The following is a 16,175-nucleotide window of genomic DNA, read 5'->3' on the forward strand; positions in this document are numbered from 1 at the left end:
TGATGGAACTCTTACGCCTGCCCTGAACAGCGAAAACGCAGTAGGGGCCAGGTAGTCTCGCTACCTGGCCCCTACCGCGTCCGTGGTTCGCTCAGCCCGCCCGAAGGATTCCCGAAGGCCTGCTGCCGAACAGATCCGGCTCGGCGGGACGGACGCCGATCTCATGCATCTGCTCGAGGTAGACCTGGTATCTCCGACGCGCCTCGCCGTGCCTGCCCGCCGCCCGCAACGCCTTCACGAGCCGCACGTGCGCACCCTCGTCGTAGCGGTCGAGTTCGAGCATCCGGATCAGGTACCCGACCTGTTGATCGGGATCGCGCACCAGCTGCACCAACGCGCGCAGCACCGCCGTGTGCCTCCCGCGCACTTCCTCGCGCACCTGGATCGCCCACTGCTCATAGGGTTCCTCGGCCAGGAACTCCCCGAGGTACAGCTCGTCCGCTTCGGTCAGCAACGACAGCGCGGCCTGCTCACCCCGCCGGTGCGCGGTCAGGGCGAGATGGGCCGCGCCCAGGAACGCCGCCACGTCCAGGTCCACAAGGGACAGATCGAGCGCAACCGTGTCGCGGTCGGCTACCAGCGGTTCGGCGTCCGCCGGCAGTCCCGGCACCGAAAGCACGGTCCTCACCGTCGACAACAACACCGACAACCGGTTCGCCGTGCGGTCCGACAGGTCGTCCGGCCACAGCAACTCGACCAGCTGCGGCCGCGGCACCGGCCGTCCCCGGTTGGCCGCCAGGATCTTCAGCAGGTCCCGCGCCTTCTTCGACTGCCACAGCGCGCTCGGTACCGCGACACCGTCCCGCAGCACCTGGAAACCGCCGAACGTCCGCACGACGATCCGCGCGCTCCTGGGGACTCCCGTCCCGAGCACGTCGGCCATCGGCACGTCGGTGCGCACCCCGTGCTCGCGCAGTTCGTTCTCGAACTTCGTGACGTCCACCCCGGTCAGCCGCGCCAACGCCAGCTCAGCGGTCGCCGCGCCCACCGGATCCCCGGCCGCCCGCCACACCTTCACGGCCTCGGCCAGCAACGCCTTCCGGTCGGCACTGGTCACCGCCGCCAGTTGCAGGGCATCGGCCAGCCCTGCCCTGTCACCCCGGCGTCCCGCCACCGCCCGCGCGATGGCCGCGTCCGCCCGTGCCGTCTCGCGATCACCCGCGAGCACCGCGACCCAGCCGCGGGCGAGCAGTGCGGGAACTTCCCGGACCCGCATGACCTGGCTGGCGGCAACGGCTTCCTCGGCCAGCCGCCGCGCGGCCTCCGCGTCTTCACGCGCCATGATCCTGGCCAATGTCGCCTTCGCGAGCGGATCGGCGCCCGGCACGGCCAGCGCCTCGTCGAGGAACGCCTGCGCCTGACCAGGTTCGCCACGTCTGCGGTGCACCTCCGCCCTGATCACCAGCCCGGCGCGGCTCCACCCTGCCCCGCCGATGTCGGCCAGCGCGTCGTCGAACCGCCCGAGCCGCACGTTGGCCAGCGCCCTGGTGGTCAAACACTCCTGCTCGTGGCCGGTGAGCCCGGCCTGCCTGCCGAGGACCACGACCTCGTCGATCTCGGCGAGCGCGTCGGCGGGCCCGCCCTCGTTCGCCAGGCACCAGGCCCGCTCGGACCGGATGGCCAGTTCCAGCACCTGGTTGCCGGCGCGTTTCGCCCGGTCGACCGCCTGCCCGTAGTGCATCTCGAACGCGACCCGATCGCCGTCGTACCCGGCGAGCAGCCCGAAAGCCTTGCTGCTCCAGGCGAACGCGGTGTGCCCGCCACATCTCTTCGCGGCCGTCGCGCACCTGTCCGCCAGGTCCCGCGCTTCGTCGTTCCTGCCGATCTCCCGGAACCACCGCACCGCCAGCGACAACAGCCGGACCTCGTCCAGCGACGCGACATCGTCGAACACCGTGCGCTCGAACAACTCCACCGCCCGATCTAGTCGGCCGGTGAGCGCGTGCAGCTGCCCCATCCGCCAGGACAGCTTCACGCCGTGCTCGCCGGCCTGCTCGTAGCAGTGCAACGCCCCGAGCCAATCCCCCTTGTGCTGCCGGGCAAAACCCCAGACCAGGTACAGCCTGGAATCGTCGATCTCCAGCCGTTCCACCGCCGCGAGCACCGCGTCGGCGTCACCACCAGCGACGATCTGTTCGTCCCTGCGCAGCAACAACTGCGCGACCAGGTCCCACCGCTCAGCCTCGACGAGGTGCCGCAACGCCTCAGCGTGCGCCCCGGTCCGTTCGCAAAAGACCGCCGCCCGCAGCCGAACCTCTCCGTCGCCCTGGAGCAGCGCCCCGATGGGCTCGAGAACGCTCCACTCCCGGCCGTCCCCCGACACCAACCCGCGCCGGGCGAGGTCCGGCAACGTCTCCCGGACATCGGCGAACCCCAACGCCACACAAAGCCCAGTGCTGACCCGGCCGAGCACCGCGATGGCCCGCAACAACTCCCGCGTCGACTCAGGTTCCGCCGCCAGCACCTCAGCGGCCAGCTGTCCCAGCAGATCACCGGACCTCGGCGCACACCCCAACGCCTCCCGATGCAACGCCACGGCCGCCGGCCACCCACCGGTCCGCGCGAGCACCATCCCAGCCGCGTCGGCCCCCACGAGCGCCGCGACCTCCTGCTCGCCGAACGCGAGCTGCCCCGAGTTGATCTCGCAGGCCGGCACCGCGAACCCCAGCTCGCCCCGCGTCAGCAACACCAGACTGAACAACTCCGGGCTGCGCAAGCACAACGCCTCGATCAACCGCGCACCGTCCCCACCCGGCGCCAACGCCCCCACCTCGTCGACCACCAGCACCACGGGCTCGTCGAGATGCACGTCCAACAACCCGCAGATCAGCGCGGCAACCGTCTCAGCCCCCTGCGCGGTGGTCGTGACCAACTCGCCCGGCAACCCCGGCACCCGCTGCCGCAACGCCCGCAACAACAAGCGCGACAACCGCTCCAACGAGACGTCCGCACTCCCCACACCCAGCCAACAGGCCCGCCGCGTCGCCGCCCACGCGGCCACCGACGTGGTCTTCCCCCAACCAGGCCCAGCCTTCACCACGACCACCTTGTGAGCGGCCGCGGCATCGAGCAACGCGGTCAGCGCGGGCCGATCGACCAGCCGGGCCGGTAACGCGGGCTGCAGCATCTTCGAACACCATTTCCTCGCCGTACGTCCTGACGAGAACGAGTGCACCAACACCTTGCATCCGTGCCGCATCGACGACCGATGCACGCCATCGCCCCAGCTCAGCCCACGTGCCTGACGAGCAGGGGGACGACCAAGGTGCCTCAGCCCACCACAACACGGCCGCGATGGGGCAGCGATTCCGCAGCAGCCCGCCACACGCCACACGCCACGACCAACAAACCCGATCAGCCCAGCCGCGCGGCAACACGGAACGACCGCAGCACCCCCGCCCACCACAACCCAACCGCCACGATCGCAGCGTTGCCTCAGCCGCCCACCACGACCCGACCCGACCTGCACGCGTCGCAGCGATTCCCCAGCCGCCCACCGCGCGCCATCACCAGCAACACCAGTCAGCCCAGCCACGCGACGACACGGAACGACCACACCGCCCCAGCCCACCACAACCCAACCGCGACGATCACAGCGTTGCCTCAGCCGCCCACCACGACCCGACCCGACCTGCACGCGTCGCAACGAATCCCCAGCCGCCCACCGCGCACCATCACCAGCAACACCAGTCAGCCCAGCCACGCGACGACACGGAACGACCACACCGCCCCAGCCCACCACAACCCAACCGCGACGATCACAGCGTTGCCTCAGCCGCCCACCACGACCCGACCCGACCTGCCAGCGTCGCAACGACTCCCCAGCCGCCCACCGCGCACCATCACCAGCAACCCCAGTCAGCCCAGCCACGCGTCAGCGGCCCCGATCCACCGCCACTTCAGCCCACCGACGCGACCTCACGCAGCACCGTCAGCCGACTCTCCGGCCCGCAAACGCACCGCATGCACCGAGCATCGGCGTCACCCAGGTGCGCCAAGGGGTTCTCCGCATCGACCGCCCCATCCGGATACAGCTCCACCGCCCGCTCCCAATGCGTGCGAGCCCACTCGACCTCGCCCCGCCCGGCAGCGACGTGGGCCAGCCCCTCGTACGCCCGAGCCCGCACCATCGGCAACGCCCCCGCCCGCGCCAACTCCTCCGCGGCCCGCCACATCTCCTCGGCCTCGCGAACCCGCCCACCGGCGAGGTAGGTCTCCGCGAGCCCGTTCAGCGCGTCACCCTCCGGCTCGCGCAGGTCCATCCGCCGCGCCGACTCCAGCGCTTCCCGCCCCACCGCGACGGCGTCCGCGAGGCGACCCAGCCGCCGATACGTGACCCCCAGCCAGGCAAGGGAAATGCCCTCGCCGCGGCTCATGCCGATCTCCCGGCTCAGCCGCACGGCGCGTTCCAGCGCGACTACGGCTTCCGCGTCCCGGCCGCGGAGCTGGGCCAGCCAGCCGATGTTGATGAGGACGACGACCTCGCCGCCGACGTACCCGGCCACCTGGTGCATCGACAACGCGTTGCGGAACCGTGCGTCGGCCTCGCCGTATCGGCCCAGGTTGCAGTCGACGAAGCCCAGATCGATGGTCGAGTTGACCTCGGCACGCTGGTCGTTGATCGATCGTGCCAGCGCGACCGCCTCGGCGAAGCTCACGGCCGCGGCGTCCAGCATGCCCGCCTGCACCTGTGAGGCGCCCAGGTCGCGCAGTCCGCCCACCGCGGCGGGCAGGTCGCCCAGTTCGCGGCTGATCGCGATGGACTCGGCGAGGAACTCCAGCACCTCGCCGTGCCGGCCGGCTTCGCGCAGTGCGAAAGCGATGTTCTTCAGCGCCATGGACTCGCCGCACCGGTCGCCGAGGGCTTGGGCGGCGGCGAGTGCGTTGCGGGACAGCTCCAGCACGCCGGACCGCAGTCCCGCGCGGGCCAGGTACGGCATGAGCAGGCACGGCAGCTGCCACGCGTGCACGTGCCAGCCGTGCGCGCTGGCGTAATCGGCCACCGCCACCATGTTCTTGTACTCGGCTCGGAGCTGGCGGATGTCGTCCTCTTCGGACTCCGACGGCGGTAGCGACGGCGGCCAGCGGAGGTCCGGCGAGAAGTCGCGGCGTCCCGGCAGGATGCGGCGGCCGCGCACGTCGGCCAGGTGCAGGTAGTAGTCGAACAGCCGGTGCCGCGCGGTGTCCAGTTCGGACGGTGACTCGGCGGCGTCCGCGAGGTCACGGGCGCAGTCGCGGACGAGGTCGTGCAGGCAGTAGCGGTCAGAGGTGCGCTGCATCAACAGGTTGCACTCGACCAGCTCTTCCAGGACGTCCTGCGCGTCGTACTCCGGGACGCCGGCCATCGCCGCGGCGGCGTGCGCGTCGAAGTCGGCGCCGGGGACCAGGGAGAGCAGCCGGAACAGGTTCTGTCGGTCCGGTGCGAGATGGTGGTACGACAGGGCGAGCACGCCGGCCACGCTCAGGTCGTTCGCGGTGAACGCGCGGGCGCGGCGTTGCCGATCGCGCAGCTGGTCGGCGAGGTGGGCGACGGTCCAGGGTCTTCGGCAGAACCGGGACGCGGCGATCCTGATCGCCAGCGGCAGCCTGCCGCACAACGAGACCACGTCCGCGACGGCCGCCGGTTCGGCGTCCGCACGGCCGGGACCCGCGACTCGGCGGAACAGCGCTATCGCGTCGGCGGCGGGCAGCACGTCGAGCGAGACCGGGATGGCACCCTCGATGGACATCAGGTGGCAGCGGCTCACCACGATCACCACCGCGCCGGGAGCGCCGGGCAGCAGCGGCCGGACCTGGTTCGCGCCGGCCGCGTTGTCGAGCACCACCAGCACGCGGCGCTGGGACACCTCGGTCAGCCAGAGGTCGCGGCGTGCGTCCGGGTCGACCGGGATCTCCTCCGCCGGCACACCGATCTGGCGCAACAGCAGTTCGAGGGCGGCGCCCGCACTCATCGGCGGGGTGCCCGCGGTGAAGCCGCGCAGGTCGACGTAACAGCGCCCGTCGGGAAAGCGGTCTTCGAGGCGGTGCGCGACGTGCACGGCCAATGCGGTCTTGCCGATGCCGCCCATGCCCTCGATGGCCACGATCGTCTGCGACCGCGTCTCGATCGCGGCGACCAGCCAGTCCACTTCGGACTCACGCCCGGTGAAGTCGGGGATGTCGAACGGCAACGGCGAGCGGCGCACCACCGCGGGTGCCACGCGCAGGAGTTCGGCGTGCAGGCGCTGGAGCTCGGGACCGGGGTCGGCGCCCAGCTCCTCTGCCAGCGCGCGGCGCCCCTCCTCGAACACGGTCAGCGCGTCACCGCGGCGGCCCGCCCGGTCCAGTGCCCGCATCAGGGTGGCGCGCAACGACTCCCGCAACGGGTGTTCGGCGACCTGGCCCGCGAGCTGCCCCAGCAACGAGGTGACCTCACCCAGTTCGAGGCGCAACGCGGCGAGCCTCTCCACGGCCTGAAGTCGTTCTTCCCGCAACCCCTGACCTGCCGCGTCGATCGACGCGGAACACAGACCGGTCAACACCGGACCTCGCCACAGGTCGAGCGCGGCCTGCAGCAACTCCACCGCCTGCGCCGGCTTTCCGCGGGACACAGCGGCTTCCGCGTCGCGAAGCCGAGCACGGAACACGTCCGCGTCCAGGCACCCGTCCGGCAGGTCGAGCCGGTAGCCGTGGGTGCTGGTGATCAGCCGTCCGTCCGGAGGCACGACCCGGCGCACCGCGGCCGCCGCGTTGCAGACCTGGCGGCGGGCGGTCTGCGGCGGGTCGTCCCACAGCTCGTCGATCAGCCGGTCGAACGTGACGACCGCGCCGGTGTTGAGCAGCAGCAGTGCCAGCAGCTTCTGCTGACGCTCCCCTCCGAGCGCGACCGAGCGCCCCGCGGACCGCAGTTCCAGCGGGCCCAAAATGCCATATTCCATTCAGCCGCACGCTTTCCATCTCGGACCACGACGGGGTGGAGCCAGCGGTGGACGCCAGTGGTACCGCAGCGAGTTCATGAGATATCACCTTTAAGAGTCGGCATGCGGGCGAAAGATACGTCCGGCTTGCTGTACCGATTCAGGGTCGCGTGGAATCACCCTCAGGCACCGGTCGTGCACACCCCGTTACAAGTTGACGAACTGGACAAACGCTGCCATATTCCCCTCCGCAGCGACGAGGCAGGGAGGTTCCTCGTCGCACTTCAGAGGGGATCAAGAAAGATGAGAAAGGCCGGTTTCTTCGGCGCGCTATTGGCAGCGGTGGCACTTGTCACCGTAACGCTCGCCAGTTCCGCTTCAGACACTCAGCCCGCTGAGTTGACCACCAGGACCGCGGCGATCATCGGACCCTGCACCACCGAGTGCTGATCAATCCGGTCAGCCGGTCCGATGTCCTCCGAAATGGACGCCCAGGCACGTGCCGCGAAGGGCATGGCCTTCACAGGAGCCGTATTGGGGACGATTCTCCTCGCGGCCACCGTCGCCCAGTTGCCCGCCGATCTGGTCGGGCCGCGAATCAGCGCCCAGCGTGAGACTCTCCGGCTGATCTGGCCACAGGGAATGCAGCTCTTCACCAATTCGGCCGGGCGCGAGTTCATCGTCGCGTACCACTACGACGAGCCCGCGGGCACGTTCGTCCCGATCACCCGGACCGCGGGTGATCGGGGCTACCTGCACGGCCTGGACCGCCGGTCCTACGCCGACCTGTCGCGACTGCTGGCCACCGTGGACGCGCTTCCGGACGATCACTGGCGTGACTGCGCGGCGGCGACGGTCACCGACTGCGCCGCCGTCATCACCAAGGCACCGAAACTGCCCTTGAACAGCTATTTTCCACCGGACGTGCCCTGTGGGCCGACGGCGTTCACCGTCGAGCACCCCAGCCGCGACACCACGGCCCGGCACGTCGTCCGGGTCGCCGTCGTTGATCTTCAGTGCGCACCGCGGTAGCCCGCGCGCTCGCGTTCGAGCCGCGCACGATCACCCTCGGCGCCGCCCGCTCGCTGGTCGCGATCGCCGAACTCGGCGTTCTGCTGTTCACCTCGGACACCGACCTTTTCCCCGTTGTGCCGAATGGCCCAACGGGGCCTCGTTGTAACGGCCTGCGCGCTCTTTCGCTCTGGTGTGCCGACTCTTCACCAACAGCTCAGACAGTTTTCCGGTTTGTAACAATCGCCGTCCTGGTGCTCGCCGCGTCGGGTTATCGGCCGCGCTGGACCTGCATTCCGCACTGGTACGCCACTTTCAGCCTGGCCGCCGCGATCCACGTGCCCAACGGCGGTGAGAACGTGGCCAGGATCGTCACGCTGCTGCTGATCCCGCTGTGTCTGGCCGATGATCGGATCTGGCATTGGAGACGGCCCGCCACCCCATTACCGGAGTGGTGGAGAGGCAGCGCCTATGTCACCCATCAGATAATCCGATTGCAGGCCGCGATCATCTACGGGCAGGCGGTCTGGATCAAAGTCGTGGAACCGGAATGGCGGGACGGCAGCGCGATGCACTTCGTTCTGCAGGACGCCTATTTCGGAACGGTTCCAGAACTCGCGGAGATCCTTGGATCAAGCGTTCTGACGCCCACGATCACGTGGGGCACGATCCTGCTCGAATCAGCGATCGTGGTGTGCGTTTTCGGAAATTCGGCCCTGCGCCGGATCGGACTCCTGCTCGCCGTTGTGCTGCACGGCGGCATCATCGTGGCACTCGGCCTCGTGAGCTTCGGACTAGTGATGATCAGCCTCGTGGCGGTGGCGAGCGGCGGCCGTTCGGAGCACGGTGGCGAAGACGGTCTCGCTCCGGTAACCATGCAGTGGGCTGAAGAGGAGAGGAACGGAGGACCGACGACCACGGGAGTCTGAATGACCACAGGGGGCAGGACAGAGCTCGGCGTCGACCTGGACGAGCTGCGTCTGCTGGTCGGCATGTCCTATCGCGAACTGGCACGCCGCACCGGTTGTGCCCGCAGCACACTGCACGACGCGTTGACCGGCCGCCGTTTTCCCAAGCTCGACACGGTGCTGGCGATCGCGCGGGCGTGCGGAGGCGATCCCATGCGCTGGCGCTTGCGCTGGGTCGCCGCCTGCAAACGAACTCGATCAACTACCCCGAACCGTACCGACGACGTCTCGGCAGTCAACCAATCCCAGCTGACGGGAGTCCTGTGAACGAGGGTTGTCCCCCACCACGGCAACGAATCCGGCCGGCACCCGCACCACCCCTGGCAGCGCAGGGGCGAGCCACGCCGGCACCGGATCACCCGCGACGGCCGCCACCCTCTTGATCCGGTGCGGCAGCTCCGGGTCCGGCACCCGGAACACGATCACCTCACGACGGCGCGGAGCCCGGAACCGCCTGCGTGCCACCAGCTTCTGGCCGTCGTGCAGCGTCGGCGACATGCTGTTGCCGCGCACGGTGACTCGGATCCACATCAGCTGACCCTCACATCCTGATAGCCGCCCGCCTGCAACCGGAACAGCCGGGCGTACTCGCCATCCGCGTCCATCAGCTCGTCGTGGCTGCCCTGCTCGGCGATCCGCCCGCCGGTCAGGGTCACGATGAGGTCGGCACCGCGCAATGCCGCCATCCGGTGCGAGATCAGCAACCGGGTCCGGCCTTCCGCGTGCCGGCGCAGGGTGTCGTGCACCCGATGCTCCCCTTCGGCGTCCAGCCCGGACGTCGGCTCGTCGAGGATCATCAACTCCGCATCGGCGCGCATCAGGCACCGCGCCAGAGCCACGCGCTGCCACTGCCCGCCGGACAACGTCACGCCCGTCCGTTCGTCATCGGCATGGGTCCTCGACAACACCGTGTCGTAGCCGTTCGGCAGAGCGTTGATGGTGTCCGCGACGCGAGCCGTCTCGGCCGCGCCGATGATCCGCGCCCGGTTGTCCAGTTCCCGCACCTGCCCGATGCCGATGTTCTCGGCCGCGGTCAGGTCGTACGCCATGAACTCCTGGAACACCACGCCGATCCGCGCCCGCAGCGCCGGCACGTCCAGCTCCCGGACGTCCACGCCACCCCACGTGATCGAGCCCCGCTGCGGGTCGTAGAACCGGCACAGCAGCTTCACCAGCGTGCTCTTACCCGCACCGTTGACCCCGACCAGTCCCACGGCCGCACCCGCCGGAATGGTCAGGTTCAGCCCGCGCAACACCCACGGCCCGTCCTCCGAGTACCGGAACCAGACGTCGCGCAGCTCGATCGCGCCAGCTGCCGGAACACCTGTGCCCGCAACCAGATCGTCGCGCGTGCCGACGACATCGAGGTAATGCCCGAACAACCGCACCGCCCGCCCGGCCTCACCGAGCTGGAGCACCACCCCGGACAGCCCGGTCTGCACCCCGGCCACAGCCCCCAGGAACAGCACGAGGTCACCGACCGACGACCGCCCGGCCGCGACGTTGAGCGCCACCACGACAGTGCCGATCCCGCCCACCACAGCCCCGAGCAACGCCAGCGCGCTCTGCACCACCGTGCCCCGCCGCTGTGCCACGAGCCGCGCCCCGGACACCGTCGTCAGCGAGCCGACCATCCTGGCGTGCAACAACTCCCCGAGACCGAACAGCCGAATCTCCTTGGCCGCCCGCACATCCGTGAGCAACGCCCGGTAGAACAACCGCCGCCGATCGGTGGCGACCCACGCCTCCTCGGTCGCCGCCTCCCGCCTCGCGGTCGCCAGCCTCGCGAACACGGCCGTCACCACGGACGCGAGCAGCAGCAACGTCATCGGCGGCCACACCACCAGCAACGCACCGGCGAAACCTGCCAGCAACACGACCGACCGCACCACCTCCTGGGTGAACTGCGAGATCGTGCCGGGAGCCTCCTGCGCGGCCTGCTCGGCGAGCCGCAACCGGTCGTGGAACGCGGGATCCTCGATGTGCCGCAACCCAGGCAACGTGGCGATCCGCCGGAACAGCCTGCTCTCCACGGTCAGCGTGACGCGGTGCCGCACCACCTCGCCGAGATGCCCGCAGAGGTACAGCAACGCGATCGCGAGCCCACCGGTCAGCGCCGACGCCACCGCCAGGAACGCCGCCCGCCCGGCACTCGCCGCACCGGACGTGAGCTCGTCGACCAGCAACATCGTCAGCCAGGCCGCACCGGCCGGCGCGGCACCGGCCAGCACCGTCAAAGCAAGGGTCAGAGAAGCAACTACCGGCGCGGCCCTGAACGGCAGGGCCAGCGCCGCGGCGGCGTTCCGGATCATGCCACCGGCGCCGGCACGTCGGCGGACTCGGCGAAGTCGCCGAGCCGGATCCCGGACGCCGTCACCACACCGCCGTGGGTGTGCACCAAAGTCGGATACGCCATCACACCGAACGCGGACAGCACCGGATCGTCCGTGCCGACAACCGCCACCCGCCCGAGCCCGCTCACCTTCTCGGCCAGCCGCGCCGTGCCTTCGGGGTCGCTCGGATCTCCGTCCACAACGGACACGAATCGCGCGGCGGGCGGATCGGCCAGCAACGCGTCGCTGAGCGTCCGGCAAGGCCCACACCCGACCGAGAAGAACCCGACCTGCACCGGTCCGTCGAGATCGGCGTCGGTGAACGCGATGCCGTCGGTGTCGACGATCGAGAACGGCCGGATCACCGTGCCGGGCTGCGGCAGGTTCGTGTTGCGCGGCGGCCCCGAGTTCTCCTGAAGTTCCCGAACCTTCGCCACCAGCCCGTACGTGAACAACACGTGCAGCGCCACCACGACGGCAAGCAGCACAACGGCAATCGTGAGCAGGGTCAACGGTTCCTCCCAAGAGGCGGGCGTCGTCACGAACGCACCGGCAAGAGCAACAGCGATCAACGCCCCGTTGCGAACGAGATGCCTGGGCCCCAGCACATCGCCGTCCGCGCCAAAACACCGGCAGCGCACCGGTTTCCCGCCGTGGACGGCCAGCAGGACGCCACCGCAGAACACCGCCAACAACGCGATGACAGCCGCATACCCCAGCCTCGTTCCAGGAACAGCAAGCAGCACAACGGCAACCGCCTCCCCCGCGAGAATCGCGACGGCGACCGGCCGGGCGGGCAACCGCGGCGCGACAGCGGCAACGGAGTCCCTGAACTCCGCGAACACCTGCCGGCCACGCACCTTGCCGGCGAAAGCCGCGAGGAACACCGCGGCGAGCAACACACGTGCGAACAGATCGACCACGTCAGGCCTCCAGCAGCAGGTGCGGGGTGCCGGCGACGCGCGCTCGCCGGCACCCCGTCGTGTCACTTGCAGCTGCTGCTCACCGACGAGCAGATGCCGTTGCAGTTGAAGCGGTATCCCTTCTTGCAACACTGCCCGTGCTCCGGCACGCAGGCACCGGCATCGATCTTCGGCAGCACGAGTCCGACGAGCCGTTCACCGGCCAGCTGTGCGAATCGCTTCACGGGTCCGCTCCTCCCAGTCGATCAGCTAGAACGCGGCCAACGCTGGCGTGCCCCGGCGGAATGCGGAAGGCGAGTCGGACGGACTCGGACGTGCTCGGACTTCCCGCTCACCCGTACGGCGGATGCAACACATCCGCAGGCACGCACGATGTGTAGTTGGCAGGCAGAGATAGGGGTGGCCAATGGCGCAGCGTGTGTTCATCTCCTACGCACAGGAGTCCCCTGAACATCGCGCCGTCGTGCTGAACCTGTACGCCTTCCTGCGGGAGAACGGCATCGACGCGCACGTGGACCAGATCGCCGCTGGTCAGCGGCAGGACTGGTCGCTGTGGATGGCGGACCAGATCCGAGACGCGGACGTCGTGCTGTGCGTGGCATCGGAGCAGTACCGGCTCCGATCACAGGGCCAGGTCGACGAGCGGACCGGAAGAGGCGTCCAGTGGGAGGCCCGGCTGATCCGTGCCGCCTTCTACGACTCGCAGCAAGACCTGCAGAAGTTCGTGCCCGTGGTACTGCCGGGGCAGGCGACCAGCGGAGTCCCGGACTTCCTCACCCCGGAAACGGCCACGGTGTACACCGTCGAGGACTTCACCGAACAAGGCGCGGAAGACCTGCTCCGCTTCCTGTGGCAGGAGCCCAAGTACTCCGCGACTCCGCTGGGCAGGAAACCGAACTTCGGCACCGTGACGCCCTCCGTGACCACCACAGGGCTCAACAGCATCGTGTCCCCGCAGGTGGCGGGGATGGCCGAGGTGATCGGCCGCGACCAAGAGCTGGCCGACCTGCGCACGGCGTTCACCGCCCAGCGCAAGACCCGCACGCCTGTCATCCAGGTCCTCACCGGCATGGGTGGCGTCGGCAAGACGAGCCTCGCCCGCGCCTACGCCCAACACCACCTCGACGACTACGAGGTGGTCTGGTGGGTCCGCGCGGAGGACCCGGGCACCGTCGACGGCGAGTATCGGAGCCTGCTGGAACTCGTCCACTCGGCCGCGGAGGCCAAGCTGGTCCGCGACGCCGTGCAGGTGGCGAACACGTGGCTGTCCCAGCAGAAGAAGCCCTGGCTGCTGGTGCTCGACAACCTCCCGGACTCGACCGCCCTGCGCGGCCTCCACCCGGTGAAGGGCAACGGCCACGTCCTGGTCACCAGTCAGTCCGGCCGCTGGCCCAATCCCGGCGCCGTGCACCACATCGACCCGCTCGGCACCGACGCCGCCGTGGAGCTGCTCGCCACGGTCTCGCAGGACGCCGACACCGAGTCCGCCGCGAAGCTCGCGGCGGAACTGGACGGCCTGCCCCTCGCCCTCACCCAGGCCGCGTCCTTCGCCTTCTCCAACGGAGGCGGCCTGGCCACCTATCTGCGCCTCTACCAGGACCGCAGCGCCGAACTGCACGCCGACGGCCAACCGGACGACTACCCGCACACCGTCGCCACCACCTGGCTCCTGGCCATCGAGAAGATCTCCCCGCGCGCAAGGCTGATCCTCAACACGATCGCCTACTTCGCCCCGGACTCGATCCCGATCTCGGTCCTGCACCCGTTGATGGACGACGAGCTCGCCCTAAGACAAGCCGTCGGCGAACTGCTGTCCCACAGCCTCGTCACCCACGGCGCCAACGACACCTGCACGGTCCACCGCCTCATCCAGGCCGTCACCAGACACCAGCTGGGTGACAACGCCGAGCACGCCGCCCGAGCCTGCGAACTCATCACGTCCGCGTTGCCGGAGATTCCCCTCGACATGCGGAAGATGGACTCCTGGAAGCAGGTCCGCAGCCACGCGCTGACCGCGAGCAGCCACCTCCCCACCGATCCGCGGACGTTCGAAATGCGCTACAAGGGCGCGTTCCTGCACGGGGACGGGGGCGACCTGCACGCCGCGGTCACGATGTTGAAAACGCTGATCCACGACCTGTCCCCGGTGGTCGGGCCCGATGACGAACGCGTGCTCCGAGCGCGGTACGGCGTGGCGCACTGGTCCTACCTCTTCACCCCGGCACAGGCCCACAAGGTCCTGCTGGACCTGGTGGAAGCGCAGACGACCGTGTTAGGTGCCGACCACCCCGACACCTTGACCACGCAACACGATCTGGCCACCGCACTTCTCAAACTGGGTCAGTTCGAACGAGGCCGCCGGCTCCTCGAGGAACTGGTTCCCCTGCGCACGCGTGTGCTCGGCCCCGACCACGAGCTCACGCTGCAGGCTCGCAGTCGTCTGGCACTCGCCCTGGCGCAACTCGATCAGTTCGACGAGGCAATGCGGATCCACGAAGAAGTGCTGACCATCGCCAACGCCGAATTCGGCGGACAGGACCAGCGCACCATGCAGTATCTGGGCGAGTACGCCGAAACACTGGGCAGAACCGGTCACCCGGCCGCCGCGCGCGACCTCCACGCCTTCGTCGTCGGCCAGCTCACCACTCAGCGCGGCACGTACGACAAGGTCACACTCATGTCCCAGGTGCCGCTGGCGCTGTGGACCGCGTCAGCGGGGAATCCGCAGCGGGCCGGATTCATGTTGCTCCGGATGCTCGTCCGCATGCGCAACAGCCTCGGCAAGAACAACCCGCTCATCACGCAGTTCGAGGAAGCTCTGAACAGCGTCCGGGGATCCGGTCCGGCAGCGGGAAGGCACTGATCAGACGAGTTCGCCGACGCGGCCGATCAGCGCGCGCACCGCGTCCGCGATCTGTGCCGAAGGCGAGCCCGTGCCGTAGGGCGAAGCGATCTCCCGCAGTGCGGCCCGGTGGCCCTCCACGTCGTCCAGCCACGGCATCACCGCGCTGCCCACGCCAGGGCCGGGAGGCACGAGCGTCCCGAACGTGCCCTCGATCTCCGGCCGTTCGGTGCTGCGCCGGACCACGACCACGGGCCGCTTGAGCACGCTCACCTCTTCCTGGATGCCGCCGGAGTCCGACACGATCACCGCGGAACCGTGTGCCAGCGCCAGGAACGTCCGGTAAGGCTGAGGTTCGATCACCTGCAGGCCGTGCAGCAGACCTTCGAGGCCGAACGCCGAGACGCGCTGCGCGGTTCGCGGGTGCAGGGGCAGCACGACGGGGAGCGGCAACTCGCCGAGTTCGCGCAGGATCGTGGAGAGGTTGTGCGCGTCGTCGACGTTCTCCGGGCGGTGGATGGTGGCCAGCACGTAGCGGTCGCGCTTCAGGCCCAGGTCGGCCAGGGCCGCGTCTTCCTCGTCCTGGCTGGGCAGAGCGTGGGCGAGCGCTTCCACGACGGTGTTGCCGGTGACGACGATGCGGCCGTCCGCCACGCCTTCCGCGAGAAGGTTGTGGCGGTTCAACGACGTCGGCGCGCAGCACAGGTCGGAGAGGTGGTCGATGAGCACGCGGTTGTGTTCTTCTGGCATCGCGCGGTCGTAGCTGCGCAAGCCGGCTTCCACGTGCACCAGCGGCACGTCGCAGGCGTTGGCGGCCAACGCGCCGGCGAGCGCCGAGGTCGTGTCGCCCTGCACGATGACGGCTGCCGGGCGTTGCAGGGCGAACACGCCGTCGATCGCCGAGACCGCGCGGCCCAGTTGGTCGCCGCGGCGCAGGCCGCCGAGTTCCAGTTCGTGGAAGGCGCCCGGTTCCGGCACATCACGGCGGATGAGCGAGTACATCGAGCGGTCGTAGTGCTGACCGGTGTAGATCATGGTGCACGCGCTGCCGAAGTGGTCGATCAGGGGTGCCAGCTTGATCAGCTCGGGCCTGGTGCCGCACACGATCGTCACGGTGTTCGTTTCCCGCACGGCCGCAAGGTACTTCATCGATCCCGCCGCGCCCGCGTCATTCACTCGAAAGCGTTGCTTGGGCTATCGCT

At 69.4% G+C, this 16,175-nt stretch carries 12 protein-coding genes; 4 read left to right on the plus strand and 8 right to left on the minus strand.

Annotated elements, in window-relative coordinates:
- Positions 1-91: 91 nt before the first annotated feature.
- The 3 genes from SK803_RS17285 to SK803_RS17295 form a co-directional block, all read right to left on the minus strand.
- Positions 92-3,127: a BTAD domain-containing putative transcriptional regulator gene (locus SK803_RS17285; RefSeq protein WP_319967035.1), complete on the minus strand. Its 3,036-nt coding sequence runs from the start codon at positions 3,125-3,127 to the stop codon at positions 92-94.
- A gap of 772 nt (positions 3,128-3,899) precedes the next feature.
- Positions 3,900-6,917: an AfsR/SARP family transcriptional regulator gene (locus SK803_RS17290; RefSeq protein WP_319967036.1), complete on the minus strand. Its 3,018-nt coding sequence runs from the start codon at positions 6,915-6,917 to the stop codon at positions 3,900-3,902.
- Between the two features lie 365 nt (positions 6,918-7,282).
- A complete protein-coding gene (locus SK803_RS17295; RefSeq protein WP_319967037.1) occupies positions 7,283-7,411 on the minus strand; it encodes a hypothetical protein in 129 nt (42 codons plus the stop codon).
- 19 nt (positions 7,412-7,430) lie between these two features.
- Here SK803_RS17295 and SK803_RS17300 point away from each other — a divergent pair, with 19 nt between their 5' ends.
- Genes SK803_RS17300 through SK803_RS46550 form a run of 3 tightly spaced genes read left to right on the plus strand, consistent with a single transcriptional unit; the run spans position 7,431 to position 9,142 of the window.
- Positions 7,431-7,928, plus strand: coding sequence for a hypothetical protein (locus SK803_RS17300; protein WP_319967038.1), 498 nt, complete (start codon positions 7,431-7,433; stop codon positions 7,926-7,928).
- Positions 7,913-8,836: a sporulation-delaying protein SdpB family protein gene (locus SK803_RS17305; protein WP_319967039.1), complete on the plus strand. Its 924-nt coding sequence runs from the start codon at positions 7,913-7,915 to the stop codon at positions 8,834-8,836. The genes SK803_RS17300 and SK803_RS17305 overlap by 16 nt, the downstream gene beginning before the upstream one ends.
- The gene (locus SK803_RS46550; RefSeq protein ID WP_406601544.1) at positions 8,837-9,142 is read left to right on the plus strand and encodes a helix-turn-helix domain-containing protein; all 306 of its coding nucleotides are present in this window, start codon (positions 8,837-8,839) and stop codon (positions 9,140-9,142) included.
- On the opposite strand, the gene SK803_RS17310 is transcribed toward SK803_RS46550, so the two are convergent.
- From SK803_RS17310 to SK803_RS17325, 4 genes are all read right to left on the minus strand, one after another.
- Positions 9,074-9,406 carry a S26 family signal peptidase gene (locus SK803_RS17310; RefSeq protein WP_319967040.1) on the minus strand — a complete coding sequence of 111 codons (333 nt, stop codon included), beginning with the start codon at positions 9,404-9,406 and terminating at the stop codon, positions 9,074-9,076. The genes SK803_RS46550 and SK803_RS17310 overlap by 69 nt on opposite strands.
- Positions 9,406-11,187 (minus strand): ABC transporter ATP-binding protein, encoded by a 1,782-nt coding sequence (locus SK803_RS17315; protein WP_319967041.1) that lies wholly within the window; start codon positions 11,185-11,187, stop codon positions 9,406-9,408. Before SK803_RS17315 ends, SK803_RS17310 begins: the two co-directional genes overlap by 1 nt.
- Positions 11,184-12,131, minus strand: a complete 948-nt coding sequence (locus tag SK803_RS17320) for a TlpA family protein disulfide reductase (RefSeq protein WP_319967042.1) — start codon at positions 12,129-12,131, stop codon at positions 11,184-11,186. Before SK803_RS17320 ends, SK803_RS17315 begins: the two co-directional genes overlap by 4 nt.
- Positions 12,132-12,193: 62 nt before the next feature.
- Positions 12,194-12,355 carry a hypothetical protein gene (locus tag SK803_RS17325; RefSeq protein ID WP_167979048.1) on the minus strand — a complete coding sequence of 54 codons (162 nt, stop codon included), beginning with the start codon at positions 12,353-12,355 and terminating at the stop codon, positions 12,194-12,196.
- 182 nt (positions 12,356-12,537) lie between these two features.
- On the opposite strand from SK803_RS17325, the gene fxsT reads away from it, so the two are divergent.
- Entirely contained in the window at positions 12,538-14,994 is a 2,457-nt protein-coding gene (gene fxsT, locus SK803_RS17330; protein ID WP_319967043.1) for an FxSxx-COOH system tetratricopeptide repeat protein, read from the plus strand.
- On the opposite strand, the gene wecB is transcribed toward fxsT, so the two are convergent.
- Complete coding sequence (wecB, locus tag SK803_RS17335; protein WP_319967044.1) at positions 14,995-16,104, minus strand: non-hydrolyzing UDP-N-acetylglucosamine 2-epimerase; 1,110 nt, start codon at positions 16,102-16,104, stop codon at positions 14,995-14,997. It lies immediately after the preceding gene.
- Positions 16,105-16,175 lie beyond the last annotated feature (71 nt).

Source organism: Lentzea miocenica (assembly GCF_033949945.1).
Taxonomy (GTDB): domain Bacteria; phylum Actinomycetota; class Actinomycetes; order Mycobacteriales; family Pseudonocardiaceae; genus Lentzea; species Lentzea miocenica.